Origin of the sequence: Massilistercora timonensis (assembly GCF_048354975.1) — a bacterium.
Taxonomy (GTDB): domain Bacteria; phylum Bacillota; class Clostridia; order Lachnospirales; family Lachnospiraceae; genus Massilistercora; species Massilistercora timonensis.
In genome coordinates this window covers 1-25,344 of sequence record NZ_DBGCJQ010000043.1, presented here as the reverse complement: position 1 = coordinate 25,344, position 25,344 = coordinate 1, and the positions used below count along the sequence as shown (strand labels likewise).

Genomic DNA, 25,344 nt, shown 5'->3' with positions numbered 1-25,344 from the left:
GCCTTTGTCGGGACAGTTGGCGATAAGGCGGGGGCCGGATGATTGCGGAGGTTAAGCGTTAGCCTCGGAGCAATCGCCGGTCCCCGCCTCTCGACAAAGAACACGACAAACCTGAATTTCAGGATATCCCGGTCACGTGATACCCGATCTTTTCCACCGCTTCTTTCAGCACCTCATCTGATACGATCCGGTCGCAGGAAACCACCGCCTGGTTCTTTGACAGATCTACCCGGGCGCTGACGCCGTCGATCTGATTGAGCATCTTTGTCACGTTCCCTGCGCAGTGGGCGCAGTGCATGCCTTCGATGGACAGGATTTTCTTCCCGATCACCGGACCCTCCAGTTTTTTCTTCGGCGGTTTCGCAGCGCTTGGGCAACTGCCTCCGGCGGGACATCCGATGCATTTAACCCCTCGTTTTTTCGCTTTTACAATATAGGAGATGGCGCTTCCCAGGAGAACTGCCAGGATCACGACCACGATCAAATCTGCCATACAAACAACGTCCTTTCTTGACAGGGAACAGTGGACAAAGCGCTAAGACCCTGTCCACTGCTGATTCTTATCTTACTACTTATGCTGCCGCGTGTAAACGGTATTCCGCCGCAAATTCTTTATCCGACTTGCGGACCCGCCACAGGATGATAAGGGCAAATACGATCACCGCGATGAGACCGGGAACAAAGCCGGTTCCAAGGGATCCTGTGGTTGCCAGTGTGCCGATCTGGTATACCAGGAAGGCTACTGTATAGCCGGTGCCCAGCTGCAGGCAGATCCCGCCAAACAGCCACTTTCCGCTCTTCATCTCGGAGTTCATGGCTCCCAGCGCCGCGAAGCAGGGCGGTGTATAGAGGTTGAACATCAGGTAGGCAAGAGCCGCTACCTTTGTCAGGCCCATGATGGTTGCCACTTCATTTCCGCTTCCCACCAGCGCCAGTTCATCTGTGTCAATCAGGTTCGTCACGCCGTAAACAACCGCCAGTGTGCCGACTACATTTTCTTTAGCGATAAATCCGGTTACCGCCGCGGCTGCCAGCTGCCATACGCCAAATCCAAGCGGGATGAACAGAATGGCAATGGGGTGGGCGATGCTAGCCAGGATGGAAGTGTCTTCCGCGCCTTCTGCAACCACCTGGAACTGCCAGTTGAAGGTCTGCATGATCTGTACTACCGTGTTGCACACAAGGATGATGGTTCCGGCCTTGATAATGTATGCTTTGCCCCGTTCCAGCATGGAGATGCATGCCCGTTTCAGGCTGGGGATTTTATATTCCGGAAGCTCAATGATAAAGAAGGATTTCCGGTATTTCTGGCCGGTGATCCGCTTAACCAGCAACGCTCCCAGAAGGATCAGCAGGATACCTACCAGATACATGGTTGCCGATACCCACCAGGCGTCTGCGAAGAAAGCTCCGGCAAATAATGCGATCACCGGGATCTTGGCGCCGCAGGGCATGAAAGGCGTCAGCATGGCTGTGGTCCGCCGCTCTCTTTCGTTCCGGATCGTCCGGGAGGCCATAATGCCGGGGATGGCGCAGCCTGTACCGATGACCATGGGAATGATGGATTTCCCGGACAGTCCCACTCTCTTAAAGATAGGATCCAGTACAACCGTAGCTCTGGCCATGTATCCGCAATCTTCCAGAAGGGCGATCAGGAAATACATAACCATTACCAGCGGAAGGAATCCGACTACCGCGCCTACGCCTCCGATGATACCATCCACAAGAAGCGCGTACAGCATAGGATTGGCATTTTCCATCAGGCCGCCGACCCAGCCCTGGAAGGTTTCGATCCAGGCTACCAGCCAGTCAGCGATCCAGGTTCCCACCGTGGTCTGAGATATGTAGAATACCAGGAAGATAATGGCTGCAAAAAGCGGGATCCCGATGATTTTGTGGGTGATCACGCTGTCGATCTTATCCTGGGCATTTTTATCTTTTGTAAATACTTTTCTCTGTTCTACTTCCTTGACAATTCCATTTACAAAATCAAACCGCTTCCGGTCTGCCGCTTCCACGGCTTCTTTGTCCGTCAGGTCGATATCTGCCTGCACATAAGGGGCTTTCTGGCCTGCGCCCTTTAACGAGGCCGCTGCTTCTACCACTTCCTTTAGCCCGGTATGCCCGGAAGAAGTAGAGATAGTCTTGATCACAGGGCAGCCCAGTTTCTCGGCAAGTCGTTTTTCGTCGATTTTTGTCTGTTTCTTTTCTGTAAGGTCGCTTTTGTTCAGCGCAACCACCACCGGAACGCCAAGCTCCAGAAGCTGGGTGGTGAAGAACAGGCTGCGGCTTAAGTTGGTGGCGTCCACGATATTAACGATGGCGTCCGGCCGCTCATTTTTCACATAACTGCTGGTGATACTTTCCTCTGAGGTGAAAGGGGACATGGAATAAGCGCCCGGCAGGTCCACTGCCACCAGTTCTTCGCTTCCCCCGTAATAGGCCTTTTTGATCAGGCTTTCTTTTCGTTCCACTGTAACGCCGGCCCAGTTTCCAACTTTCTCATTTCTTCCTGTCAGGGCGTTGTACATTGTTGTCTTTCCGCTGTTGGGATTCCCCGCAAAAGCAACTCTCATGTTTACATCTCCTCCTTGATTTAGATTAGCCTAAACTAACTTCTGTGTAAAAAAACACAGTCTTTTATATTGATATAGCTTTCGCCAGATCAGTATCGATATTATACCGGCCGTCCTTGATGGAAACCACGCAGCCGCCCGGGAGACGGGAGACCACGGTGATGGGTTCGCCGCTGTAACAGCCCAGGGAGAACAGGAACGCCTCCAGTTCCTCGTCGTCTGTGGCGATCTCTTTTATAAGATATTCTTCTCCTTCTTTTGCTTCTGCTAATGTCATAAAAATCGGCTCCTTAAATGCTATTAATAATCATTCTCAACTGATTTACATAGATAGTTTAAACTAACCATATGGCTTTGTCAATCCTTTTTTTATGGAAAATCAAATCATAAGATTAAAAAAGCTGCTGATATTTTCAGCAGCTTTTAAAAATCGTTAAATAAAGCATGCCACCTGAGACAGGAGCTGTTCTGTGGAGGGAGAAGGATTGGAGTGGATCATCAAAGAGAGCCCGGCAGCGCTGCCCAGGGCGAGGGTGCCCATCAGGGATTTGGCGTCAACGGCATGGTTGCCGCTTACCAGGTCCATATGGAAAGGGTACTGGCTTACAATCTTCACAAACTCTACGATGTCGTCACTGTGTCGGAAATGAACGGGTACCTTGATCATTTATAAACTCTCCTTTCTTTTGCGTTTGTAACTGGATATATTATATTTGATCAACGTCGAAAAATATTAGAACGGAGGTTGTAAAAAAAGGAACATTTTTTGTAAAATGATCATTTCTGGCAAAAAAAGGAACGGATTTTGCAGGAGTATGGTATAGTAAAGGTACGAAGCTTTAGGATGGACTTAAGAAAGGGCGCGGCAGGATGGATAAGAAGCTGATCGAGTACCTGGAAGAGATGAATGAGCAGGAGGAGCGGATCTTAAGAGAGAACAGGCCGGTGCTCTCCTACTATACGAAGGAAGAGGGGAGTACGGTGGTTGACGCCGGGATCACCATGCGTCCCATGACGCTGATCGATCTTTTGAAGCAGCCAAGATTTGTACCGCTGCCCAGGCATACCCATAATTACATGGAGCTGGTCTATATGTGCAGCGGTTCCACCACCCACGTGATCAACGAGGAGACGCAGATCACCCTGCAGGAGGGGGAGCTTTTGTTCCTTCAGCAGGGGACGTCTCATTCCGTCAGCGCGGCCGGCTACCACGATATTGCGGTGCGGTTTATGATCCGGCCGGCTTTTCTTCAGTATCCCTTAAGCATGCTGCGGGAGGATACGGTGCTCAGGAGGTTCATCCAGCGGGCCGCGGAGGATGTGCCCAGGGAGGGGGATTTCCTGCAGTTCCATATCGGGGAGATGCCAGAGGCCAAGAACCTTCTGGAAAATATGACGCGGATGCTTCTGAACCGGCGAAGGAACAGCCGGCAGATCCTGCAGGCTACCATGGGAGTGCTGCTTCTGGAACTGTCCGGGCGGACTTATAAGATCACGGTGGGAGCGCCTTCTTCCTATGAGCAGGAAGTGGTGCTGGATGCGATGAACTATATAGAGACTCAGTACCGGACGGCCAGCCTGGCCGGATTCTGCCGGGACCGGGGGCAGCCGGATTACTATATCAGCCGTCTGATGAAGCGGTATTCCCCCTATACATTTACCCAGTATCTCCAGAAACGGCGGCTTCTGCAGGCAGCCCACATGCTGACGGAGACAAAGGAGCCGGTGGAGAATATCATGGTGGAGGTGGGATATGAGAATTCCAGCCATTTTCACCGGCTGTTCAAGGATACCTACGGGATGACGCCCAAGGAGTACCGGCGCAGATATACCATGTCCGACTGGCCTATGTTTGAAGAGCAAAAGAAAAACCCCTGAGAGGACTGCCTCTCAGGGGTATCATTTTCTTTGGATCTTAACGGTTCCGAAGACGGGCGAAAAAGCCCTTTTTCTTCTCCGGGGTCTCCAGATGACCTCTTACGCCTTTGACACCGGTGATGTAGATTCCGCTGACAGTGGCCTTGACCTCCTTCTTCACAGGGATCAGAGGGAAGATCTGGGAGTCGCACATCAGGGTCATCACCTTGGGACCTACCTTGGCCTTTACCACCGGAACTTTGGAGCGCCGCAGATACTTGGGCGTCTTCTCAAGAACGATGGGCGGCAGTCCTGCGTCTTTTAAGCGGAGTTTGCCTTTATCGATGATCAGCATGGAGACAGTCTGGGCTACGGCGTCCAGCTGCTTCTGCTGCTCGGCCTGCTTTTTCTCAGCCCGCTTGCCCAGGAAATACAGCACCACGCAGGCGATGATCAAAACAATTAAAATGACAAGAAGAACAATGGTTAATGTATTCACGATAGACCTCCTGATAACTCTTTTTCACGAAGTACATTGTATCATTGTTTGTGGACAAGTGCAAGAGATTTGAGGTTTTGGGGTTACTTTTTGGGGGAATCCAGATATAATAGAGAGATAAAAAGGAAAGGGAGGGCGGTATCATGCTGGAGATGATAGGACAGGCGTATCTGTGGATGCTGGAGCACCTTCTTGCGGTCAATATCCTGTTTTCCCTTCTGATCGTTTTCTTTCAGAGGCGGAATCCCACCACGGTGTGGGCATGGCTGCTGCTCCTGTATTTTATTCCGGTGCTGGGGTTCGTGCTGTACCTGATCCTGGGCCAGAATTTCCACAAGGACCGGATGTTCAAGATGAAGGAGATCGAAGGAGAGTTGAAATACGCGGTCCGGCGGCAGGAGGAGTCTATCTACCGCAGGAAGCTGAAGCTGCGGGATCCGGAGCAGGAGCGGTTCAAGAGCCTGATCCTCTACAACCTGAACGAGGGAGAGGCGGTCCTGACAGACAACAATGACATCCGGATCTACACAGACGGGGAGGAGAAGTTTCAGGCGCTTCTGCGGGAGATGGAAGAGGCCCGGAACTATATCCATCTGCAGTACTATATCATCCGCAACGATGAACTGTGGCAGGAGATGGAGAAGGTCCTTGTGCGCAAGGTAAGGCAGGGGGTTGAAGTGCGGGTCCTTTTCGACAGCATGGGCTGCCGCAGGATGCGCCGCTCGGACTGGGAGCGGCTTAGAAGCGCGGGGATAAAGGTAGCGGAGTTCTTCCCGGCGCTGCTTGGGAATCTGCAGCTGCGGGTCAACTACCGCAATCATCGGAAGATCGTGGTGATCGATGGAAGGATCGGATTCATCGGCGGATTCAACATTGGCCGGGAGTACTTAGGAAAGAGCGGCCGGTTCGGTTACTGGAGGGACACCCATATCTGTATCGAGGGATCCGCGGTCACATCTCTGGCGGTGCGTTTTGTTCTGGACTGGAACTATGCGGCCGGGGAGAACCTGTTCCTGGAAGACCGGCTGTTTGCCCTGCCGGAGTATGTGCGGGGAGGGAAGGATCCGGTGCAGATCATCTCCAGCGGCCCGGACTCCAGCAGCAAGGAGATCCGCGACAACTATCTGCGGCTGATCCATATGGCCCGGCGGAACATTTACATTCAGACTCCGTATTTCATCCCGGACGATGATATCCGGGACGCCCTTATCATCGCGGCCAAATCAGGTATTGACGTGCGGCTTATGATCCCCTGCAAGCCGGATCATCCCTTTGTGTACTGGGCCACCTACTCCTATATGGGAGAACTGGTGGAGGCAGGCGCCCGGTGTTATACCTATGACAATGGATTTCTCCACAGCAAATGTCTTTGTGCAGACGGGCTGGTTAGCTGTATGGGGACCGCCAACATGGATATCCGCAGTTTCAGCCTGAATTTCGAGGTGAATGCGGTGATCTACAGCGCAGCCACCACCAGGAGGCTGGAGGAGGCATTTGAAAATGATATGACAAAGTGTACGCTGATCACCAGGAAGCTGTATGAACAGCGAAGTCTCCTGGTGCGGGGAAAAGAACAGTTTTGCCGGCTGTTCTCGCCTGTATTGTAGGAAAGCGTGAAATATCCGTGAAATGGGTTTCAAATCCTGCGAAAATATGATATAACTTAAGAGTGTGTGCCACAGTCTTCCGGGCTGATACGGCTCATGCAGAAAAATAGAATTAAACGAGGTGCAACAGATGAGGAAAAGAACAGTAATTCTGGCAGGACTTCTTGCGGCTTCCCTGGTCCTTGGAGGATGTGCCGCCAGCAAGGGGCTGGAGACAGATGCCATAAAGATCAGCAATTATAAAGAAGTAGAAGTGGCAGAGGTGGCGAAGCCGGGAGAGATCACGGACGAGGATGTGGAGTCTTCCATTCAGGCTACGCTGGAGGCCCAGGCAGAGACCAAAGAGGTCACTGACCGCCCGGTAGAGTCCGGCGATACGGTGAATATTGATTTCCTGGGCAAGATAAACGGAGAAGCATTTGAGGGAGGATCTGCGGAAGGGTATCCGCTGACTATCGGATCCGGTACCTTTATCGAGGGATTCGAGGACAGCATCATCGGCCATAAGATCGGCGAGACCTTTGACTGGGAAGGGACGTTCCCGGAAGATTATCCCCAGGAAAACCTGGCGGGAGCGGATGTAGTATTTACCATCACCGTGAATTCCATTTCTGTGGAAGAGGTGCCGGAGCTTACCGATGAGCTGGTGAAGACGCTGTCGGAAGATTCCACTACGGTAGCGGAATATAAGGAAGAAGTAAAAAAGGATCTGGAGGAGCAGGCTCAGACCAACTATGATTTCACTCTGCAGCAGAATGCATGGCAGGCGGTTCTGGAGAATACGGAAGTAAATGAGTATCCTCAGGAGAAAGTGGATGAGATGGCAGATTCTCTGATCCAGCAGTATAAAGACGCGGCTGAGTATTATGGGATGGAATATGAAGATTTCGTTGAACAGCAGATGGGATATTCGATGGAAGACTTTGAGACGGAAGTAGATGCAGTTGCCAAAGAGAATGTCAAGGATGAGCTGGCTGTGGAGGCGATTGCCAAGGCAGAGAAGATCGAGCTGACCGACGAGGCGTATGAAGAGCAGGTGAAGACCATGGCAGAGGAGTATGGATACGAGGATGCCGACGCCATGAAGGAAGCTTTTGACGAAGATACGCTGAAGCAGGCGGCGCTGAAGAATCTGGTGATGGCATTTGTGAAAGAGAATTGTCTCCAGGTGGCAGAGTAAAAGATAAAGAGAAATAAAAAAGAGAAATCCGGGTTTGCAGTTGGAAACCCGGATTTCTTTTTCTTCTCAGATATTATAGATCAAACCGGCTGGTGTGACAGCTTGGGTGCTTTCTTCTCCTGAGTCACATAGACCAGGGGATACAGGATACTGGCCATGGCGAAGGCTGCGATCACATCGGTCACTGAGTGCTGCTTCAGAAATACAGTGGACAGGATGATCAGAGCAGCCAGGATGTAGGAGCCCCACTGAACGGCTTTGTGCTTCTTCAGGGCTTCGCTCCTGGCGATGGCGATGACCGCGCCCAGGGAGTTAAACACGTGGATACTGGGAAGCACGTTGGTGGGGGTGTCCGCCTGGTAGATATATCGCACAAGGTCGGTACAGACATTGTCCCGTACAAAGGTGTCAGGCCGCAGGTTCTGGGCGTTGGGGAACAGGGTACAGACCACCAGGAAAATGGTCATGCCCGCGCACAAGAACGCAGCCAGCTGATAGAATCCTTTCTTGTCAGTAAAGAAAAAGTACGCCGCTGTGGCTACGATAAAGATAAACCAGAGCAGGTACGGGATCACAAAATATTCAATAAAAGGGATCTGGTCATCCAGAGGAGAGTGGATAAAGAAATGCCGTACTCCTCTGCGGTTTTCCAGCCAGCAGAACCAGGGCATGTAGATAAATCCATACAAGAGCACCCAGATATGACTGTATTTTCTGGCCAGATCAGTAAGCTTTTTCTTAGCTGTCATAGTGATACTTCCTTTTGCTGAGGTTTTTAAAACGACTCGATCTCTAAATTCATTACGGATTATATCATGAAAAAAATGAATCAACAACAATCTTCACTTAATCTTCATAATTTTTCACAAACAGTTCAGATATACATATGACGAGAGCAGAAACCATGCTTGCATGAGTTTTGCGATCGGCATATGTATATAGTGAGCGCCAGGTTATGAGCAAAAGTAGCTGCGGAGCAGCGGAGAGCCCTGTAAGGGCGATTTTGCGAATGGCGCGCTGAACTGTTTGTTGGGCGATTACGTCCGTATCACCCGCAGCTTCTGATCCTCCAGTCCGGCCTGCAGGCAGGTCTGCGCCACCACCGGCTCCCCGTCGGTATGGACAGGAAGCCCTTTTTCGCTATGGATCTCCACAGTTCTGCAGCGGTAGGTAGAGACGCCTTTGAAATGCACGTGAAATCCCCTGAAAGCGGTGGGAAGCAGGAGCAAGGTCTTCCATTTGGGAAGGCCTGCAACCACGATAACGTCCAGGATATCATCGCCGGGATCTGCCTTTGGACAGAACCGGAAGCCGCCGCCCTCATAAGGATGGTTCATGACCGCGGCAAAGTAAGCCCGATCGAACTCCAGCGGGGTCTGATCATCCAGAGTAAGTGTCATGCGCCGGGGAGTAAGAGAGAGAAGCAGTCCCACAGCCACGGCGACGTAGGAGAGCTTGCCCAGTCCGATCCGGTTCAGGAAGACTTTCAGCCGGGAGACGGCCACCTGATGGCAGACGCCTGCGTCAAAACCAAGACCGGCGCTTACCACAAACCGGCGGGAATGTTCAAAAAGGGACAGGGTATTTTCAATCTGGGACGTGGTATTTTCAAAAATACCACGTCCCCAACTAAGAGATCCGATGTTTACCGGGATATATCCGGAAGGGGTCAGGATCTTCTCCAGGGCCTTCAGCGGGTCCTGTTCAAGCCTTAAGCTCCGGGCGAAGTCGTTGCTGGAGCCGATGGGGATATAACCCAGCGTGACCCGGGCAAGATCGGCGATGCCGTTGACGGCTTCGTTGAGGGTGCCGTCTCCGCCCAGAACAATGAGGGAGCGGCAATCCTTCTCCTGTGTGAGTGTCCGGGCGATCTGGGTGGCATGCCCCTGATATTTGGTGAAAAAGACCTGGTATGGCACAGACTTTTCTTCCAGCCGGTGTTCGATCAGCTTCCAGGCACGAAGACCTTTGCCGGAGCGGGCGTTTGGATTGATGATAAAAGAATACATGACATCCTCCCTGGATTACTTATAGATATCATCTATATATAGATTAAAATTAACAATTGGTCATATGGAGAGAAGGGGTATATAATAAGACCATAAAAGATATTATTGTTTTGGCAGCGCAGCTGCCGGTTTCCTTCCGGAAAATCCTTTAAGTGCAGACTTAAAGGATTTTTTGATTCGGGAAATGTTCTGCAGGTGTTCTACAGAACGCCGTCCAGATAGGCTTCCAGTGTCCGTTTCATATTTCCTTCAAAATCCGCATCCCCGTTCTTCAGGCACCATTCGAATACATTTCCGATCACGATCAGACGGATATCGCTGGTAATATCTTCCAGAGGAAAACGGGGGGACAGGATCCCGGCGTCGATGCACTTCTGGAGATAGTTGTGGACCGTTACGATGGGATAGGGCCGCTCGGTACGGATCAGCGGGTTCAGGGACTGATTCTTGGGTGTGTAGTAATTGGCCATGAATTCCACGCCCAGTTCCCGGCAGTAGTGCACGTAATTCAGGTATACATAGACGATAGCCGCTTCAGCTTCCTTGGCATTTGCCGGAAGTTCCAGAAGGTCCGGGTCGATGCTGGGCTGTTCTTCGATATAGTAGGACAGAAGATCGTCCTTTGTCTTGAAATGATGGTAGAAGCTTCCATTGGAGACCTTCGCCTCCTCACAGATGTTCTTGATGGAAAGGGCTTCGTAGCCTTTCTTCTGCAGGATCCGTTTGGCTGCCTGGAAGATCTTGTTCTTTGTCTCCAGAGATTTCTGCTGCTGACGGGATAATTCCCCGGTTTCTTTTCTGCGATTCATAGTGATACTCCCTTGCTGTATTGAAGTGCCCTCAGTATAACACAGAAGCCCTGGTTTTTCAAGAAAACAGAGTGAACTCCGTTTTGAGGATCTTCGTTGCGCGCCGGGACAAATTCAGGTATAATCAAATGGAATAAAAGGAAGCGGCCGTTTGGCCGGATCGAGGGCAGAATTTATGGACATTAATCAGAAGATCACAGAAGAACTGGGCGTGAAGAAGTGGCAGGTGGATGCGGCGGTCAGGCTGATCGACGAAGGGAATACCATCCCCTTTATCGCCAGGTACCGCAAGGAAGCCACCGGGACCCTGGACGATGAACAGCTCAGGAAACTGTATGAACGTTTAAATTACCTGCGGGGGCTGGAGGAGAAAAAAGAGCAGGTTCTCTCCAGCATCGAGGAGCAGGGGAAGCTGACGCCGGAATTAAAGCAGCAGATCCTGGCAGCGGAGACGCTGGTGGTGGTAGAGGACCTGTACCGGCCGTACCGTCCCAAGCGGCGGACCCGGGCCACCATTGCCAAGGAAAAGGGGCTGGAGCCTCTGGCGGCGGCCATTACCTGGCAGAAGATGGCAGAGCCGGTGGAAGAGGCGGCGAAGCAGTATGTCAGTGAAGAAAAGGGAGTGGCCACGGTGGAAGAGGCTATTGCGGGAGCCAGGGATATTATCGCGGAATTCATTTCCGATAAAGCAAACTACCGCAGCTTCATCCGGAATGTGACGATGAAGAAGGGGAGCCTTGTCTCCCAGGCAAAGGATCCGGACCAGGAGTCAGTCTATGAGATGTACTATGACTTTGAGGAGCCGGTGAGCCGCCTGGCAGGGCACCGGATCCTGGCGGTCAACCGGGGTGAGAAGGAGAAAATCCTGACGGTGAAGATACAGGCGCCGGAGGAAGAGATCCTCTCCTATCTGGAGCATCAGGTGATCCGCCCGGGGAACCCCCATACGGAGCCGGTTCTAAAAGAGGCTGTGGCGGACAGTTATAAGCGGCTGATCGCGCCGGCCATCGAGCGGGAGATCCGCAGCGAGCTGACGGAGAAGGCAGAGGACGGGGCGATCCAGGTATTCGGCAAAAACCTGCACCAGCTTCTGATGCAGCCGCCCATCGCGGGGCAGACGGTGCTTGGATGGGACCCGGCCTTCCGGACAGGCTGCAAGCTGGCGGTGGTGGATCCCACCGGCAAGGTGATCGGCACCACGGTGATCTATCCCACGGCGCCCACAACCCCCAAGAAGATCCAGGCCTCTAAAGACCTTCTGAAGAAGATCATTGAGAAATATCATATCACGCTGATCTCCCTGGGAAATGGAACCGCCTCCCGGGAGTCAGAGCAGTTTATCGTGGAACTCCTGAAAGAGATCCCGCAGAAGGTGCAGTATGTGATCGTAAGCGAGGCGGGAGCTTCTGTGTATTCCGCCAGCAAGCTGGCTTCAGAAGAGTTCCCCAAGTTTGATGTGGGGCAGCGCAGCGCGGCCTCCATCGCCCGGCGGCTCCAGGACCCGCTGGCAGAGCTGGTGAAGATCGATCCCAAATCCATCGGGGTGGGGCAGTACCAGCACGATATGAATCAGAAGAAATTAAGCGAAGCCCTCTCCGGTGTAGTGGAGGACTGTGTAAATAAAGTGGGCGTGGATCTCAACACTGCTTCTGCGCCGCTTCTGTCCTATGTGTCCGGGATCACCCCGGTGATCGCGAAGAATATCGTGGCCTACCGGGAAGAAAACGGAAGGTTCCAGAGCCGCCGGCAGCTTCTGAAAGTGGCGAAGCTGGGGCCCAAAGCTTTTGAGCAGTGCGCCGGGTTCCTGCGTATTAAAGGAGGGGATGATCCCCTGGACGGCACCAGCGTACATCCGGAGAGTTATGAAGCGGCCAAAAATCTCCTGAAGAAGCAGGGGTTCACGGCAGAAGACGTAACCGCGGGGAACCTTGCCGGACTGTCCCTGACCATCCGGGATTACCCGGCTCTGGCAGAGGAACTGGGGATCGGAGAGATCACTCTGCGGGATGTGGTCAAGGAGCTGGAGAAGCCGGGCCGGGATCCCAGAGAAGAGATGCCCGCGCCCATCTTACGGACCGATGTGCTGGAGATGAAGGACCTGAAGGAAGGCATGGTCTTAAAGGGGACTGTGCGAAATGTGATTGATTTTGGGGTGTTTGTGGACATCGGCGTCCATCAGGACGGACTGGTCCACATCTCGGAAGTGACGGACAAGAAATTCATCCGCCATCCTCTGGAAGTGGTCAGCGTAGGGGACGTGGTGGATGTACGGGTGATCGGCGTGGACCTGAAGAAAAAGCGGATCCAGCTGAGCATGAAGGGAATCTCATAGCACGAAAGTGCCTGACATAGAGAGGTATTTCTACAAAACAAAGGGGGAACATGTATGAAACGAACGGATGAGAAATACCAGGCTTATGTGAAGATCCTGGAGGAGGAACTTGTCCCGGCTATGGGCTGCACGGAGCCTATCGCCCTTGCCTACGCGGCGGCGAAGGCGAGAGAGACTCTTGGATGTCTTCCGGATAAGGTGGAGATCGGCGCAAGCGGGAGCATCATCAAGAATGTGAAGAGCGTGATCGTTCCCAATACCGGACACCTGAAGGGGATCCCGGCAGCGGCGGCCGCAGGGATCGTTGCAGGAGACGCCTCCCGGGAGCTGGAGGTGATCGCAGATGTGTCGGAGGAAGAGACAGGGGCCATCGCGGAGTATCTGAAGAACACCCGGATCACAGTGGAACATATCGATCAGGGGATCACCTTTGATATCCTGGTGACGGTGAAGAAAGGGGATTCCTATGCCCGGGTGCGGATCGCCAACTATCACACCAATATCGTGCTGGTGGAGAAGGACGGGGAGAAGCTTCTGGATCTTCCCGTAGAAGGGGAAAAGGAAGAGGGACTTACGGACCGGAGCCTCCTGGATGTAGAAGACATCTGGGATTTTGTCAATACGGTAGAAATTGATGATATCCGCGCGGTCATATCCCGGCAGATCGAGTACAATACGGCCATTGCAAAGGAAGGGCTGCGTGGCGATTATGGAGCGAATATCGGAAGCGTGCTTTTGTCAGCTTACGGGGATGATGTGAAGAACCGGGCCAAGGCCATGGCTGCGGCAGGATCCGACGCCCGGATGAACGGATGTGAACTTCCGGTGATCATCAATGCGGGAAGCGGCAACCAGGGCATGACCTGTTCCCTCCCGGTGCTGGAATACGCCAAAGAGCTGAAATCAGGGGAGGATCAGTTGTATCGCGCGCTGGCCCTGTCCAACCTGGTGGCCATCCATCAGAAGACCGGGATCGGAAGGCTTTCCGCCTACTGCGGAGCAGTCAGCGCGGGAGCTGCGGCAGGAGCAGGGATCGCCTATCTGTGCGGCGGTGGTTATGAGGAAGTGATCCACACGGTGGTCAACGCCCTGGCTATTGTCTCCGGTATGGTCTGTGACGGGGCAAAGGCCTCCTGCGCCGCCAAGATCGCCTCTGCGGTAGACGCAGGGATCCTGGGGTATCACATGTACCTGAACGGGCAGCAGTTCTATGCAGGAGACGGGATCGTGACCAAAGGGATCGAAGGGACGATCACCAATATCGGACGCCTGGGGAAAGAAGGAATGAAAGAGACCAACGAAGAGATCATCAAGATGATGATCGAAGAATAGGGGATACGAAGAGACTGTCGGGGATTACCCGGCAGTCTCAAAACATTGGTCGATAATAGCGGCGGCTTTCAGTGCCTGATCGATGATGTACCGGATCTCATCCGGGATCTGGGCAGCGGGATCCAGGGAAAAAGGCGCATCGTCAAGGAAGGCATTTGCCAGCATATAAACATAGTACTGAGCGTCCTCCTGGGCATTTGCCAGCAGGTCCCCGGTGAACCGCATTCCTTCCAGTCCGGTCTCGCCGCCAAGAGCCATCTGGTTCAAGGTTTCCAGCATGATACAGAAATGTCCCTCATCCCAGGCAGACAGATACATGCATTTGCATAAGCCCGGGGTGAAAAAGGGCTGGCTGGAAAAGCAGTCCAGAAGTTCTTTGAAACGGGTCCGGTGCCCGGAATCCAGAAACATGTGCTCCTCTCCAAGTGCCGCAAGGCATCTTTCGTTCATTGTCATATCCACCCCTCCGCAGATCGTTAAATTTACCACTATTATAGGACAAGGGAGGAGAGAACACAATATTTTCCAGCCAGAATATCTCAAGAAAAGTCTTGAATAATCAAAAAAGGGAGCGTATAATGAGGAAGAACTAAAAAAGAAATTCTTCGGGGTCGGGTGACAAAAGAAAAACGGAGTATTCCGGATCCTTTTGAATTCCCAACCGGCGGTAGAGTCCGCGACCTGGCGCAGCGCGCCGGCTGATCTGGTGAGATTCCAGAACCGACAGTATAGTCTGGATGAGAGAAGAAATGTGTGATCATGATGCCATGGATCCCCGATGCTTATTGCTTCGGGGTTTTTCTTTTGCAGGAGCAGTTCCTGTCAGGGCAGCAGACGTTGCATGATTCTAAGAAGATTTTCTTTCTTTGTTGAGTTTATTTAGAAAAGGAGAGAAAAAGACATGAGTTCAGAAGCAATGACAAACACAAAGGCAAAAGCAAGGGTAAATGTAAGGAAGATGGCACAGGTAGCCATGCTGGGAGCCATCGCGGTGGTATTGATGCTGTTTGAAATTCCCCTTCCTTTCGCTCCATCCTTCTACGAGATCGACTTCAGCGAGGTCCCGGTCCTGGTAGGCTGCTTTACCATGGGCCCGCTGGCGGGAGTGGCCATAGAGCTGGTGAAGATCCTTCTGAATCTGGTGATCAACGGAACTGCTACCGCAGGCGTGGGAGAGCTGGCGAATTTCCTGATCGGCTGCGCTCTGGTGCTGCCGGCTGCCATTATCTATAAGCGGATGCACACCAGAAAGGGAGCGATCATCGGTATGGCAATGGGAACCATCTTCATGACGGTGGTGGGCTGCTTCCTCAACGCATTCCTTCTGCTTCCCACATATGCGGTGGCCTTTGGAATGCCCATCGAGGGATTGGTGGAGATGGGAACTGCTGTAAATGCAGGGATTACCAATCTGACCACCTTCGTTCTGTTCGCGGTGGCGCCGTTCAATCTGCTGAAGGGCGTACTGGTGTCCCTGATCGTGTTCATTATCTATAAGAAGATCAGTCCCATCTTCCGGATGCATTAAAATGCAGGTTTGTCGCGTTGATTCTGTGAAATAAAAAATGTTCAGGGAGGTGCATACAGCCTGCCGATAGAAGCCAGAAAAGTTCGCGAAGAATCCTTAACATCAAAACACCTGCGATTTCATGACCAGAGCAATTCGCAGGTGTTTTTCTGTAACGGATTCTAACGCTTCCATATGGTTTCTATCGGCAGGCTGTATGCGCTTCCCTGTTCCATATTCTTCCGCAGAATCATCTTGACAATTCAGGCCTTTGTCGGTGCAGTTGGCGATAAGGCGGGGGCCGGATGATTGCGGAGGTTAAGCGTCAGCCTCGGAGCAATCGCCGGTCCCCGTCTCTCGACAAAGTACACGACAAACCTAAATTTATAATTCCTTCACAAACCGCAGGAATGCTTCCCGTCCTTCCGGCGTGCATTTGTACACGCCTGCGTCTTCCAGCACGTGGGTGAACACGATCCCTACTTCTTTCTTCAGGATATCCATGATATTTTCGCTGTTGACATCCGGGTAGCCGGGCAGGAAGGATTCTACCCAGTCGGCATGCTTCTCGATCTTCTCGTTGCTGCGGATGTCTTTTCCTTCCAGGATATACTGGGCCAGGATCTCCAGTTCTTCTTTCAGCCGGGAGGGAAGGACCGCCAGTCCCATAACCTCGATCAGGCCGATGTTTTCCTTCTTGATATGATGATACTGAGCGTGAGGGTGGTAAACACCCAGCGGGTGTTCATCGGTGGTGATGTTGTTTCTGAGGGCCAGGTCCAGTTCATAGTCGTCGCCCCGTTTCCGTGCGATGGGGGTGATGGTGTTGTGAGGCTCCCCATCGGTCTCGGCGAAGATAAACGCTTCTTCGTCTGTGTAGCCCCGCCATACCTGCAGGATATGGTCGGCCAGGTCGATCAGGCGCTTCTCATCCTTGCAGCGGATCCGCAGAACGGAGAGCGGCCATTTTACAATGCCGGCCTGTACGTCCTCATATCCGGGGATGGTGAGTTCCTGCTCGATGGGGGCTTTTGCCATGGCAAAGGTATAGTTTCCGCCCTGGAAGTGGTCATGGCTTAAGATAGAGCCGCCCACGATGGGAAGATCCGCGTTGGAGCCCAGGAAATAGTGAGGGAACAGCTTGATGAAATCAAACAGCTTGACAAACGCGGCCCGGTCGATCTTCATCGGGATGTGCTCCCCGTTAAATACGATACAGTGCTCATTGTAATATACATAAGGGGAATACTGGAATCCCCAGCGGCTGTCATTGATGGTGATGGGGATGATCCGGTGGTTTTCTCTGGCGGGATGGTTTACCCGTCCGGCATAGCCTTCATTTTCCATGCAAAGCTGACACTTGGGATAGGAGCTTGCCTTGGCGTTTTTGGCTGCGGCGATGGCTTTCGGGTCTTTCTCCGGTTTGGAGAGGTTGATGGTAATGTCGATCTCTCCGTAAGGGCTGTCCACCGTCCATTTCAGATCCTTTTTCACCCGGTAGCGGCGGATATAGTCGCTGTCCTGGCTGAATTTATAGTAGTAGGCAGTGGCTTCCTGGGGAGAGACGCTGTATTTCTCCCAGAAGGTGGCGTGGACCTGGCTGGGACGGGGCAGCAGGCAATTCATGAGCCGGGTGTCAAAAAGATCCCGGTAAACCACGCTGTCCTCGATCAGTTCCCGCTTTACCGCTTCATCCAGAAGGTTTTTCAGGATCTCTTCCAGGTCAAGGCTGTCTGTCTCCACAGGAAGATCCTCGTAGCTGTCCTCATGGAACAGATCCAGCAGCAGATTGGTAGTGTAGATCCGCTCAGATTCCGGAGTAAGTCCGGTCTGGATCCCGTATTCAACTAATTTCTTGATATTTTCATATAACATATTTATCCCCTCCTATACTTCCTGCAGTTTTCTGGCGCCGTCGCCGATCTCCACAATGTAGAACTCTGCTTCGTGGCCGGTTTCCTTCTGATAGGCGCTGCCGATCTCTTTTACGAATCTGTCTACCGTGTCATTTTTTACGATGCTGACGGTGCAGCCGCCGAAGCCGCCGCCGGTGATGCGGGAGCCGATGACGCCGGGCATGGCCTGGGCCAGATCCACCAGAAGATCGATCTCCGGGCAGGATACTTCATAGTCTGTCTTCAGAGATTCATGGGAGGCGTTCATCAGCTTTCCAAAGAGAGCGATGTCGTTGTTTTTCAGCGCTTCCACTGCCTGGATGGTCCGCTGGTTCTCATGGACTGCATGCCGCGCCCGCTTCAGGCAGACCGGATCCTTGATGGCGGACTGGAAGGATTCAAAATCCTCGTTGGAGAGATCCCCCAGAGTCTTTATCTGTGTGACGGTCTGAAGGTCGGAGAGAGCGGTCTCACATTCTCTTCGCCGGTCGTTGTAGGCGGAGTTGACCAGGCTGTGTTTTACCTTGCTGTTGGTGATGACGATCTTGGCATCTTCCAGGAGGACCGGAGCATACTGATATTCCAGTGTGCTGGTGTCCAGGAAGATAGCGTGGTCTTTCCTGCCCATGGCGCTGGCGAACTGATCCATGATACCGCAGTTGCAGCCGTTGAAGTTGTTCTCGGAATCCTGGCCGATCAAAGCGATCTCCGGCATGGAAACCTGGTCAAATCCGAAGGTGTCCTTCAGGATGATCCCGGTCAGGACTTCCAGAGAAGCGGAAGAAGACAGGCCGGAACCAGCCGGAATGTCCCCGAAGATGGCGATGTCCAGACCGTGGGTCAGGTGGAAGCCACGTTTCTCAAAGGCCCACATTACGCCCTTGGGATAGTTGGTCCAGGAAGCTTCTTTGTGGGGAACCAGATCGTCCAGGCTGGTCTCCAGAACACCCAGAGAGCCAAAATTCATAGAATAGAAGCGAAGCCCCCGGTCTTCCCGGTCCCGTACCACTGCATAAGTGCCAAGGGTGAGGGCACAGGGGAACACATGCCCGCCGTTGTAGTCGGTATGCTCGCCGATCAGATTGACTCTGCCGGGGGCAAAGTAGGTGCGGAGCTCCCCTTCTGCGCCGTAAAGTTTCTGAAATTCTTGGATCAATTTGTTTAACATTTTTCCATCTCCTGTTTCCTGTTATTTTGAGGTTGTGTTTTCCCGGGTTGTATTCTATGATTATAATAATAGTGAGGATAATTAGAAAAGACAATAAGAATATTGTCTATAAATATAAGGATATTGAGGAAATGCAGATCGGAACCGAGAAAAACAGAAAAGAAACCAAAGCGCACGGCAGTTTCGCCTTCCCGGTGAGCGTGGACGTGGAACAGATCCAGGCTTACGAGCAGGGGACCTTCCTGTGGCACTGGCATCCGGAAGTGGAGCTTACCTGGGTGATGTCGGGAGAGATGGAGTATCACGTGAATGACAGCCAGTACCAGCTGCGGGAAGGAGAAGGACTGTTTGGCAACAGCAACGCGCTTCACTCCGGGTACCGGAAGGATGATAGGGACTGCACCTATCTTTCGGTCACCTTCCATCCCCGGTTCCTCTACGGGGATGAAGGCAGCATCCTTTACTCCAAGTATGTGAGGTTCATCACAGAGGACAGCCGCTGGCCTTCTCTTAAGCTGGAACGTAAGGTAGAGTGGCAGGGGGAGATCCTTGAGGACCTGGAGCGGATCTATGAATTGTCTCTGGAGGCGCCGGAGGATTATGAGATCCAGGTGCATATCCTGCTGATGGAGATCTGGATGAGGCTGTACCGGCATTTTTCCTCCCTGCCGGAGCGGGAACGGGGATCGGAGCGGGAATTGATGCGGCTGAAGGATATGATCTCTTATATTCAGGATCACTATGATCAGGAGATCCGCCTGGATGACATCGCGGACCATGTGAATATCTGCAGAAATGAATGCTGCCGCTTTTTTAAACGGCATATGAAGATGACCATCTTCGATTATGTGCTGTTCCTGCGGATCCAGAAGAGCCTTACCCTGCTGCGCGCAGGGGAGAGTATCACCCGGACGGCGAATCTGGTGGGATTCTCCAGTCCGGCCTACTATGGACAGATCTTCCGGCGGTATATGAAGTGTACCCCCAGAGAATATCAGAAGGGAGACAAAAGCCTCCCTTCTGGATCAGACGTTAAACTTTAGGTTGTAAATTTGCGGATGCGCAAAGGGATATGCAGAGAAGCCGCCAGATCTTTGCTGGCCTGGATCTCTTCTTCCGGAAGCACGTCTACGATGGTAAAACGGACCTCCGGGATCTGCCGGGCAGCCTGGACTGCGAAATCCAGCATAGCCTGGTAGGCGCCGGGGAGTGTGGGGCGGGTCACCTCATTGTAGGCCGTCTCATCCGGGGCGTTCAGGCTGATGGAGACGCTGTCCACCACCTGAGCCAGTTCCGGGACAATGTCCCGTCCGTGCTGCAGGCTGCCCAGGCCGTTGGTGTTGACCCGGATGGACAGGCCATAGCGTTCTTTGGCGTAGCGGGCGGTGTCGATAAGAGTCTCCAGAGCGCAGGTGGGTTCTCCGTACCCACAGTAGACCAGTTCTTTATAGCCATGGAAGTCAAAGGCATCCATGGCTTCTTTGATCTCCTGGGGCGTGGGGTCCTGTTTATGCCACAGAGAGGTGGCATCCCCGATGGCGTCCTCATGACTGCGGATGCAGAACCGGCACCGGCAGTTGCAGCGGTTGGTGATATTTGCGTACACCTGGTCTTTGTAAGTATATAAGATATCTGCCATATTGATACACCTCTTTCTTCGATGGTTATTGATATAGATAATGCTGCGTCTTCGTTTTCAGATGGACTTTGTCCAGGGAGGCTCCCAGGATCAGAAAGATCACGGCGCTTCCTGTGGACTGGATGAAGCTTCCGGTGAGGGATACGATGGGGGCCAGGAACGAGCCGAACAGGATCCCTTCTGCCAGATAATAGCCTGTGGCAGAGATGGCCAGGGCCAGGAAGGGCGCGGCCAGATTCCGCCGGCTTAAGATGCGGCCGTCCTGGCTGGTGAAGGGCAGAACGATCAGCATTTTAATGATCATTGTGGCCGGCGCCCATACCGGGGCGGTGAGAAGGTCTGCAAGCCCTCCGCCCAGGGCGGCTGCGGCCATGGCGTAGGGCCGGGGCAGCAGAACGGCAGCCAGGTAGATCAGGGCGTCGCCGAAATGGATGTAGCCTCCGTTGGCTCCGTAAGGAATGTGGAAGAGCCAGGCGGTCATGATGGTGATCATGGCGGCGAAAAGCCCGGTAAAGGTTAGAAGGGCTGTTGGTTTTGTATCAGATCTCATGGGGATCAGCCTCCTTTTCAGCTTGCTGGTGCTCTTCCGGGATCAGAAGAGCCAGATATTTCTCATAATTTATCCCGTCATTGCGGGGGATCTTCTCACGGACTGTGTCAGCAAGGCCCGCCTCCAGAAATGTTCCCGCCAGCTGGATGGCGCGGCCCAGATCCATGTCCCTGGCGGCGCCTGCGGCGATGCAGGAGGCAAAGAGATCTCCTGTGCCGGAGTAGCTTCCGCCGATGTGGGGGAAGGAAAAGAGCCGGCTTTCTGAGTGGGTAACATAGAGATTTCCCATCTGTTCTGTATCCTTTTCATCCCGGAACTGGATGCCGGTGACGATCACATGGCGGGGTCCCTGGGCACAGAGTTCCCGGCCCAGCTGGGCGACCTTCTCCATAAGGGAAGCCGGGTCCTGGATCTTGGCGATCTTCCCGTGATCCTGTTCGGTGAGAAGGCAAAGTTCCGTCAGGTTGGGGGTGATGATGTCCGCATCTAAGGCCAGGCGGCGCATTTCCCGCAGGAGGGGCGGGGTGAAGAGATCATAAGTCTTTCCGTTGTCTCCCATCACAGGATCCACCAGGAGAAAATTTTCCTGGGTGCGGAAGGTATCGAGGAAACGGAAGATCTGGAGGATCTGCCGTTCGCCGGCCACAAATCCGGTGTAGATCCCGTCAAAGCGCTGGCCCATCTTCTCCCAGTAGCTTCGGAACAGTTCCATCTTATCTGTATAATCATCGCAATAGTAATCCGGATATCCGGTCTGGGCGGTCAGGATCGCGGTGGGCAGCGGACAGGGCTGGACTCCCATGGCGGAGATGACCGATATGGCCGCGGTGAGAGAACAGCGGCCAAAACCGGACAGATCATTGATCACGGCAATCTTCTTGCTCATAGCAGTAACTCCTTTTTGTTTTACAGCCATCATAGCACCAAAGTGGCTATATTGAAAAGACCAGATATTTTAAAATTGACCAGGCCAGTTGGAGAAGGAGGGGAAGAATTCAAAAATAAAATATTGACACTGCCTGTAAAGTGGGATATAATTAATTCTGCTGTGAAGATAAGTTGCAGTAAATGTGGGCGTAGCTCAGCTGGATAGAGCGTTTGGCTACGGACCAAAAGGTCGGGGGTTCGAATCCTCTCGCCCACGTTTCATGGGAAGGCATTCTGCGGTGGCAGGGTGCCTTTTTGTTATAGAGAGAGGAGGAAGCAAGATGGCAAAATATGTGATGGCGCTGGATGCGGGGACCACCAGCAACCGCTGTATCCTGTTTGATGAGAAGGGCAGGATCTGCAGCGTGGCCCAGAAGGAATTCACCCAGTATTTCCCCCAGCCGGGATGGGTGGAGCACGATGCGGACGAGATCTGGTCCACCCAGCTGGGCGTAGCGGTGGAGGCCATGAGCAAGATCGGAGCGGAGGCCGGGGATATTGCGGCCATTGGCATCACCAACCAGCGGGAGACGGTGATCGTGTGGGACAAAGCCACCGGAGAGCCGGTGTACCACGCGATCGTATGGCAGTGCCGGAGAACAGCCCGGTACTGTGACCAGCTGAAGGAAGAAGGGTGGACAGAGAAGATCCGCCAGAAGACAGGGCTGATCATTGACGCCTACTTTTCCGCCACCAAGATCCGCTGGATCCTGGAGCATGTAGAAGGGGTGAAGGAGAGAGCGCAGAGAGGCGAACTTCTCTTTGGCACGGTGGAGACCTGGCTGATCTGGAAGCTGACCAAAGGAAGAGTCCATGTGACGGACTATTCCAATGCGTCCCGGACTATGCTTTTTAATATCAATACACTGGAATGGGATCAGGAGATCCTGGATCTGATCGGGATCCCGGCTTCCATGCTCCCGGAAGTGAAACCTTCAAGCTGTGTCTATGGAGAGGCGGACGCCGCATATTTTGGCGGTCCCATTCCCATCGGCGGGGCTGCGGGAGATCAGCAGTCCGCCCTGTTTGGCCAGACCTGTTTTACGCCGGGGGAGGCTAAGAATACTTACGGGACCGGCTGTTTCCTATTGATGAATACCGGTGAGAAACCGGTGTTCTCTCAGCACGGCCTGGTGACCACCATCGCCTGGGGCATAGACGGGAAGGTAAATTATGCGCTGGAGGGCTCCATTTTCGTGGCTGGGGCGGCGATCCAGTGGCTGCGTGACGAGCTGCGGCTTATTGACTCCTCGGAGGACTCGGAATATATGGCGCAGAAGGTGAAGGATACCGGGGGCTGCTATGTGGTGCCTGCCTTTACCGGACTGGGGGCGCCTTACTGGGATCAGTATGCCAGAGGGACTATTGTGGGCCTTACCCGGGGTGTGAACAAGTACCATATCATCCGGGCGACCCTGGAATCCCTGGCTTATCAGGTGAACGATGTGCTGGGGGCCATGGAGGCAGATTCCGGCATCGGTTTAAGCGCCCTGAAGGTAGACGGCGGAGCCAGCGCCAACAACTTCCTGATGCAGACCCAGGCGGATCTTATCAACAGCCCGGTGGAGCGTCCTTCCTGTATTGAGACCACAGCCATGGGAGCGGCCTATCTGGCCGGCCTGGCAGTAGGATACTGGAAGAGCAAGGAGGATGTGGTGAAGAACTGGTCCATTGACCGGGTGTTTGAGCCCCGGATCTCAGAGGAAGAGCGGGACAAAAAGCTGAGAGGCTGGAAGAAGGCAGTGCGGTACGCCTTTGACTGGGCGAAAGAGGAATAATCATCTTAGGAGGCGGAAGAATTGGAGAAAACAGAACTGACCTGCGGCGTCTGTGAGAACGCCTGTCATCTGACGGTGGAGTCTGAGGACGGAGAAGTGATGGACGTAGAGGGAAACCGCTGTATGCGGGGATATATTTACGGACAGAAGACAGTGGAAGATCTGGCGGATACTGTGAATATGCCCAAGAGATCATGAAAATTCTGGACATTTCTGTGAAAATGTACTAAGATATCAATATCGACGCAATTTTGATTACAAGGAAGGGGATTCATCGTTATGAAGAGAAATGTGATCGTCGGGCAGTCAGGCGGCCCGACAGCGGCTATCAACTCAAGCCTTGCCGGCGTGTACCGCACGGCGAAAGACAGGGGAGCCCAGAAGGTATATGGAATGCTTCACGGGATCCAGGGACTGCTGGAGGAGAAATACATCGACCTGGCAGACCATATCAAGACTGAGCTGGACGCAGAGCTTCTGAAGCGTACGCCGGCCGCGTTCCTGGGGTCCTGCAGATATAAGCTTCCGGAGATCCACGAGAACCGGGAAGTCTACGACAAGATCTTCAGCATCCTGGATAAGCTGGATATCGAGGCGTTTATCTATATCGGCGGAAATGATTCGATGGACACTATCAAGAAGCTTTCCGACTACGCCATCATCACCGGACACCCAACCAGATTCATCGGCTGTCCGAAGACCATCGACAACGACCTTGCGCTGACCGACCACACACCTGGTTACGGAAGCGCGGCAAAATATATCGGAACCTCCATGAAGGAGATCATCCGGGACGGATTCTGCCTGGAGTATGAGAAGGGGATCGTGACCATCGTGGAGATCATGGGACGGAACGCCGGATGGCTGACAGGGGCGACCGCGCTGTCAGAAGGCGAGGACTGTGAAGGACCGGATCTTATCTATCTGCCGGAAGTGACCTTTGACCTGAAGAAGTTCGGCGAGAAGGTGAAGAAGCTTCTGGAGACCAAGCCATCCATCGTTGTGGCGGTGTCAGAAGGGATCCGCACGGCGGAAGGAACCTATGTGTGCGAGCTTGGAAGCAGCATTGATTTCGTAGACGCATTCGGCCACAAACAGCTGTCCGGAACCGCTTCTTATCTTGCAAGCTATATTGCGGGAGAGATCGGCTGCAAGACCCGTGCCATCGAGCTGAGTACCCTGCAGCGCGCGGCTTCCCACGCAGCTTCCCGTGTGGATATCCTGGAAGCTTACCAGGTTGGCGGCGCGGCGGTAAAAGCAGCAGATGAAGGAGACTCCGGCAAGATGGTAGTGCTCCAGAGACTGTCTGACGATCCGTATCAGTGCGGAACTGAGGTAAAGGATGTACATAAGATTGCCAACGACGAGAAGCTTGTGCCCAGAGAGTGGGTCAACAAGGACGGCACTTATGTGACCAGCGAGTTTATCTCTTACGTAAGACCGCTGATCCAGGGCGACGTATCTCCGGTTATGGTAGACGGTATCCCCAGGCATCTGTATACGCCGAAGGAGTTAAGCCACAGATAAAAATGAAATGAGAAATGTCCGGCTCTGTGTTTTATCAAAGACGCGGGCCGGGCATTTTTAGTGCATTTTTTTCGCTGAAGTGAAAAGTTTATTTCCACTTTGAAAAATGTCAAAATAAAAGTGGCAAGCACAAGAAAAAATAAAGACAGGAC

24 protein-coding genes, 1 tRNA gene and 1 riboswitch are annotated in these 25,344 nt (G+C 53.1%); of the genes, 11 read left to right on the top strand and 14 right to left on the bottom strand.

Going from position 1 to position 25,344, the window contains the following annotated elements; genetic code table 11:
* Positions 1–118: 118 nt before the first annotated feature.
* From ACML7B_RS03580 to ACML7B_RS03565, 4 genes are all read right to left on the bottom strand, one after another.
* On the bottom strand, positions 119–493 hold the full coding sequence (locus ACML7B_RS03580; RefSeq protein WP_418539348.1) for a heavy-metal-associated domain-containing protein: 375 nt from the start codon (positions 491–493) through the stop codon (positions 119–121).
* Between the two features lie 79 nt (positions 494–572).
* A complete protein-coding gene (gene feoB / locus ACML7B_RS03575) occupies positions 573–2,576 on the bottom strand; it encodes a ferrous iron transport protein B (protein ID WP_418539347.1) in 2,004 nt (667 codons plus the stop codon).
* 64 nt (positions 2,577–2,640) lie between these two features.
* Positions 2,641–2,853 (bottom strand): FeoA family protein, encoded by a 213-nt coding sequence (locus ACML7B_RS03570; protein WP_346707026.1) that lies wholly within the window; start codon positions 2,851–2,853, stop codon positions 2,641–2,643.
* A gap of 156 nt (positions 2,854–3,009) precedes the next feature.
* Complete coding sequence (locus ACML7B_RS03565) at positions 3,010–3,243, bottom strand: HPr family phosphocarrier protein (protein WP_418539346.1); 234 nt, start codon at positions 3,241–3,243, stop codon at positions 3,010–3,012.
* 203 nt (positions 3,244–3,446) lie between these two features.
* On the opposite strand from ACML7B_RS03565, the gene ACML7B_RS03560 reads away from it, so the two are divergent.
* Entirely contained in the window at positions 3,447–4,454 is a 1,008-nt protein-coding gene (locus ACML7B_RS03560; protein WP_418539345.1) for an AraC family transcriptional regulator, read from the top strand.
* A 37-nt stretch (positions 4,455–4,491) separates the two neighbouring features.
* Here the strand turns inward: ACML7B_RS03560 and ACML7B_RS03555 are convergent, their stop codons facing one another.
* A complete protein-coding gene (locus ACML7B_RS03555) occupies positions 4,492–4,932 on the bottom strand; it encodes a hypothetical protein (RefSeq protein ID WP_106789911.1) in 441 nt (146 codons plus the stop codon).
* Positions 4,933–5,075: 143 nt separating this feature from the next.
* On the opposite strand from ACML7B_RS03555, the gene cls reads away from it, so the two are divergent.
* The gene (cls, locus tag ACML7B_RS03550; protein ID WP_418539344.1) at positions 5,076–6,539 is read left to right on the top strand and encodes a cardiolipin synthase; all 1,464 of its coding nucleotides are present in this window, start codon (positions 5,076–5,078) and stop codon (positions 6,537–6,539) included.
* A gap of 130 nt (positions 6,540–6,669) precedes the next feature.
* Positions 6,670–7,719, top strand: a complete 1,050-nt coding sequence (tig, locus tag ACML7B_RS03545) for a trigger factor (RefSeq protein WP_418539343.1) — start codon at positions 6,670–6,672, stop codon at positions 7,717–7,719.
* An 80-nt stretch (positions 7,720–7,799) separates the two neighbouring features.
* Here the strand turns inward: tig and ACML7B_RS03540 are convergent, their stop codons facing one another.
* From ACML7B_RS03540 to ACML7B_RS03530, 3 genes are all read right to left on the bottom strand, one after another.
* A complete protein-coding gene (locus ACML7B_RS03540; RefSeq protein WP_418539342.1) occupies positions 7,800–8,468 on the bottom strand; it encodes a phosphatase PAP2 family protein in 669 nt (222 codons plus the stop codon).
* Positions 8,469–8,756: 288 nt separating this feature from the next.
* Entirely contained in the window at positions 8,757–9,728 is a 972-nt protein-coding gene (locus tag ACML7B_RS03535) for a diacylglycerol/lipid kinase family protein (RefSeq protein WP_418539341.1), read from the bottom strand.
* Positions 9,729–9,928: 200 nt separating this feature from the next.
* Complete coding sequence (locus tag ACML7B_RS03530) at positions 9,929–10,537, bottom strand: TetR/AcrR family transcriptional regulator (RefSeq protein ID WP_106789916.1); 609 nt, start codon at positions 10,535–10,537, stop codon at positions 9,929–9,931.
* 175 nt (positions 10,538–10,712) lie between these two features.
* Here ACML7B_RS03530 and ACML7B_RS03525 point away from each other — a divergent pair, with 175 nt between their 5' ends.
* Positions 10,713–12,869, top strand: a complete 2,157-nt coding sequence (locus tag ACML7B_RS03525) for a Tex family protein (protein WP_418539340.1) — start codon at positions 10,713–10,715, stop codon at positions 12,867–12,869.
* 54 nt (positions 12,870–12,923) lie between these two features.
* Entirely contained in the window at positions 12,924–14,201 is a 1,278-nt protein-coding gene (locus ACML7B_RS03520) for a serine dehydratase subunit alpha family protein (RefSeq protein ID WP_418539339.1), read from the top strand.
* 24 nt (positions 14,202–14,225) lie between these two features.
* On the opposite strand, the gene ACML7B_RS03515 is transcribed toward ACML7B_RS03520, so the two are convergent.
* Complete coding sequence (locus ACML7B_RS03515) at positions 14,226–14,657, bottom strand: hypothetical protein (protein WP_346707017.1); 432 nt, start codon at positions 14,655–14,657, stop codon at positions 14,226–14,228.
* Between the two features lie 141 nt (positions 14,658–14,798).
* A riboswitch (FMN riboswitch) is annotated at positions 14,799–14,954 on the top strand.
* A gap of 148 nt (positions 14,955–15,102) precedes the next feature.
* Between ACML7B_RS03515 and ACML7B_RS03510 the strand changes: the two genes are divergently transcribed.
* The gene (locus ACML7B_RS03510; protein ID WP_418539338.1) at positions 15,103–15,729 is read left to right on the top strand and encodes an ECF transporter S component; all 627 of its coding nucleotides are present in this window, start codon (positions 15,103–15,105) and stop codon (positions 15,727–15,729) included.
* A gap of 363 nt (positions 15,730–16,092) precedes the next feature.
* Here ACML7B_RS03510 and galT read toward each other — a convergent pair whose 3' ends face one another.
* Both galT and ACML7B_RS03500 read right to left on the bottom strand, forming a co-directional pair.
* Positions 16,093–17,583 (bottom strand): UDP-glucose--hexose-1-phosphate uridylyltransferase, encoded by a 1,491-nt coding sequence (gene galT / locus ACML7B_RS03505; RefSeq protein WP_418539337.1) that lies wholly within the window; start codon positions 17,581–17,583, stop codon positions 16,093–16,095.
* Between the two features lie 12 nt (positions 17,584–17,595).
* Positions 17,596–18,771 (bottom strand): galactokinase, encoded by a 1,176-nt coding sequence (locus ACML7B_RS03500; protein ID WP_418539336.1) that lies wholly within the window; start codon positions 18,769–18,771, stop codon positions 17,596–17,598.
* Between the two features lie 131 nt (positions 18,772–18,902).
* Here ACML7B_RS03500 and ACML7B_RS03495 point away from each other — a divergent pair, with 131 nt between their 5' ends.
* The gene (locus ACML7B_RS03495; protein WP_418539335.1) at positions 18,903–19,814 is read left to right on the top strand and encodes a helix-turn-helix domain-containing protein; all 912 of its coding nucleotides are present in this window, start codon (positions 18,903–18,905) and stop codon (positions 19,812–19,814) included.
* On the opposite strand, the gene ACML7B_RS03490 is transcribed toward ACML7B_RS03495, so the two are convergent.
* Genes ACML7B_RS03490 through ACML7B_RS03480 form a run of 3 tightly spaced genes read right to left on the bottom strand, consistent with a single transcriptional unit; the run spans position 19,811 to position 21,846 of the window.
* Entirely contained in the window at positions 19,811–20,410 is a 600-nt protein-coding gene (locus ACML7B_RS03490) for a TIGR04100 family radical SAM protein (protein WP_346707010.1), read from the bottom strand. The two genes, ACML7B_RS03495 and ACML7B_RS03490, sit on opposite strands and share 4 nt — an antisense overlap.
* Before the next feature lie 25 nt (positions 20,411–20,435).
* Positions 20,436–20,960 (bottom strand): TIGR04002 family protein, encoded by a 525-nt coding sequence (locus ACML7B_RS03485; protein WP_418539334.1) that lies wholly within the window; start codon positions 20,958–20,960, stop codon positions 20,436–20,438.
* Entirely contained in the window at positions 20,950–21,846 is an 897-nt protein-coding gene (locus tag ACML7B_RS03480) for a pyridoxamine kinase (RefSeq protein WP_418539333.1), read from the bottom strand. Before ACML7B_RS03480 ends, ACML7B_RS03485 begins: the two co-directional genes overlap by 11 nt.
* 184 nt (positions 21,847–22,030) lie before the next feature.
* Here ACML7B_RS03480 and ACML7B_RS03475 point away from each other — a divergent pair.
* The 4 genes from ACML7B_RS03475 to ACML7B_RS03460 all read left to right on the top strand — a co-directional run bounded on the left by ACML7B_RS03475 (position 22,031) and on the right by ACML7B_RS03460 (position 25,192).
* A tRNA-Arg gene (locus ACML7B_RS03475) sits at positions 22,031–22,104 on the top strand.
* A 64-nt stretch (positions 22,105–22,168) separates the two neighbouring features.
* On the top strand, positions 22,169–23,665 hold the full coding sequence (glpK, locus tag ACML7B_RS03470; RefSeq protein ID WP_418539332.1) for a glycerol kinase GlpK: 1,497 nt from the start codon (positions 22,169–22,171) through the stop codon (positions 23,663–23,665).
* Positions 23,666–23,686: 21 nt separating this feature from the next.
* Positions 23,687–23,863: a hypothetical protein gene (locus tag ACML7B_RS03465; RefSeq protein WP_157949593.1), complete on the top strand. Its 177-nt coding sequence runs from the start codon at positions 23,687–23,689 to the stop codon at positions 23,861–23,863.
* 81 nt (positions 23,864–23,944) lie between these two features.
* Entirely contained in the window at positions 23,945–25,192 is a 1,248-nt protein-coding gene (locus tag ACML7B_RS03460; protein ID WP_418539331.1) for a 6-phosphofructokinase, read from the top strand.
* Positions 25,193–25,344: the final 152 nt, after the last annotated feature.

Excerpts from the sequence above, each read along its gene's own strand:
- ACML7B_RS03580 (WP_418539348.1), bottom strand. The coding sequence starts at position 493 with ATGGCAGATTTGATCGTGGTCGTGATCCTGGCAGTTCTCCTGGGAAGC.
- feoB (WP_418539347.1), bottom strand. The coding sequence starts at position 2,576 with ATGAGAGTTGCTTTTGCGGGGAATCCCAACAGCGGAAAGACAACAATG.
- ACML7B_RS03570 (WP_346707026.1), bottom strand. The coding sequence starts at position 2,853 with ATGACATTAGCAGAAGCAAAAGAAGGAGAAGAATATCTTATAAAAGAG.
- ACML7B_RS03565 (WP_418539346.1), bottom strand. The coding sequence starts at position 3,243 with ATGATCAAGGTACCCGTTCATTTCCGACACAGTGACGACATCGTAGAG.
- ACML7B_RS03560 (WP_418539345.1), top strand. The coding sequence starts at position 3,447 with ATGGATAAGAAGCTGATCGAGTACCTGGAAGAGATGAATGAGCAGGAG.
- cls (WP_418539344.1), top strand. The coding sequence starts at position 5,076 with ATGCTGGAGATGATAGGACAGGCGTATCTGTGGATGCTGGAGCACCTT.
- tig (WP_418539343.1), top strand. The coding sequence starts at position 6,670 with ATGAGGAAAAGAACAGTAATTCTGGCAGGACTTCTTGCGGCTTCCCTG.
- ACML7B_RS03540 (WP_418539342.1), bottom strand. The coding sequence starts at position 8,468 with ATGACAGCTAAGAAAAAGCTTACTGATCTGGCCAGAAAATACAGTCAT.
- ACML7B_RS03535 (WP_418539341.1), bottom strand. The coding sequence starts at position 9,728 with ATGTATTCTTTTATCATCAATCCAAACGCCCGCTCCGGCAAAGGTCTT.
- ACML7B_RS03530 (WP_106789916.1), bottom strand. The coding sequence starts at position 10,537 with ATGAATCGCAGAAAAGAAACCGGGGAATTATCCCGTCAGCAGCAGAAA.
- ACML7B_RS03525 (WP_418539340.1), top strand. The coding sequence starts at position 10,713 with ATGGACATTAATCAGAAGATCACAGAAGAACTGGGCGTGAAGAAGTGG.
- ACML7B_RS03520 (WP_418539339.1), top strand. The coding sequence starts at position 12,924 with ATGAAACGAACGGATGAGAAATACCAGGCTTATGTGAAGATCCTGGAG.
- ACML7B_RS03515 (WP_346707017.1), bottom strand. The coding sequence starts at position 14,657 with ATGACAATGAACGAAAGATGCCTTGCGGCACTTGGAGAGGAGCACATG.
- ACML7B_RS03510 (WP_418539338.1), top strand. The coding sequence starts at position 15,103 with ATGAGTTCAGAAGCAATGACAAACACAAAGGCAAAAGCAAGGGTAAAT.
- galT (WP_418539337.1), bottom strand. The coding sequence starts at position 17,583 with ATGTTATATGAAAATATCAAGAAATTAGTTGAATACGGGATCCAGACC.
- ACML7B_RS03500 (WP_418539336.1), bottom strand. The coding sequence starts at position 18,771 with ATGTTAAACAAATTGATCCAAGAATTTCAGAAACTTTACGGCGCAGAA.
- ACML7B_RS03495 (WP_418539335.1), top strand. The coding sequence starts at position 18,903 with ATGCAGATCGGAACCGAGAAAAACAGAAAAGAAACCAAAGCGCACGGC.
- ACML7B_RS03490 (WP_346707010.1), bottom strand. The coding sequence starts at position 20,410 with ATGGCAGATATCTTATATACTTACAAAGACCAGGTGTACGCAAATATC.
- ACML7B_RS03485 (WP_418539334.1), bottom strand. The coding sequence starts at position 20,960 with ATGAGATCTGATACAAAACCAACAGCCCTTCTAACCTTTACCGGGCTT.
- ACML7B_RS03480 (WP_418539333.1), bottom strand. The coding sequence starts at position 21,846 with ATGAGCAAGAAGATTGCCGTGATCAATGATCTGTCCGGTTTTGGCCGC.
- glpK (WP_418539332.1), top strand. The coding sequence starts at position 22,169 with ATGGCAAAATATGTGATGGCGCTGGATGCGGGGACCACCAGCAACCGC.
- ACML7B_RS03460 (WP_418539331.1), top strand. The coding sequence starts at position 23,945 with ATGAAGAGAAATGTGATCGTCGGGCAGTCAGGCGGCCCGACAGCGGCT.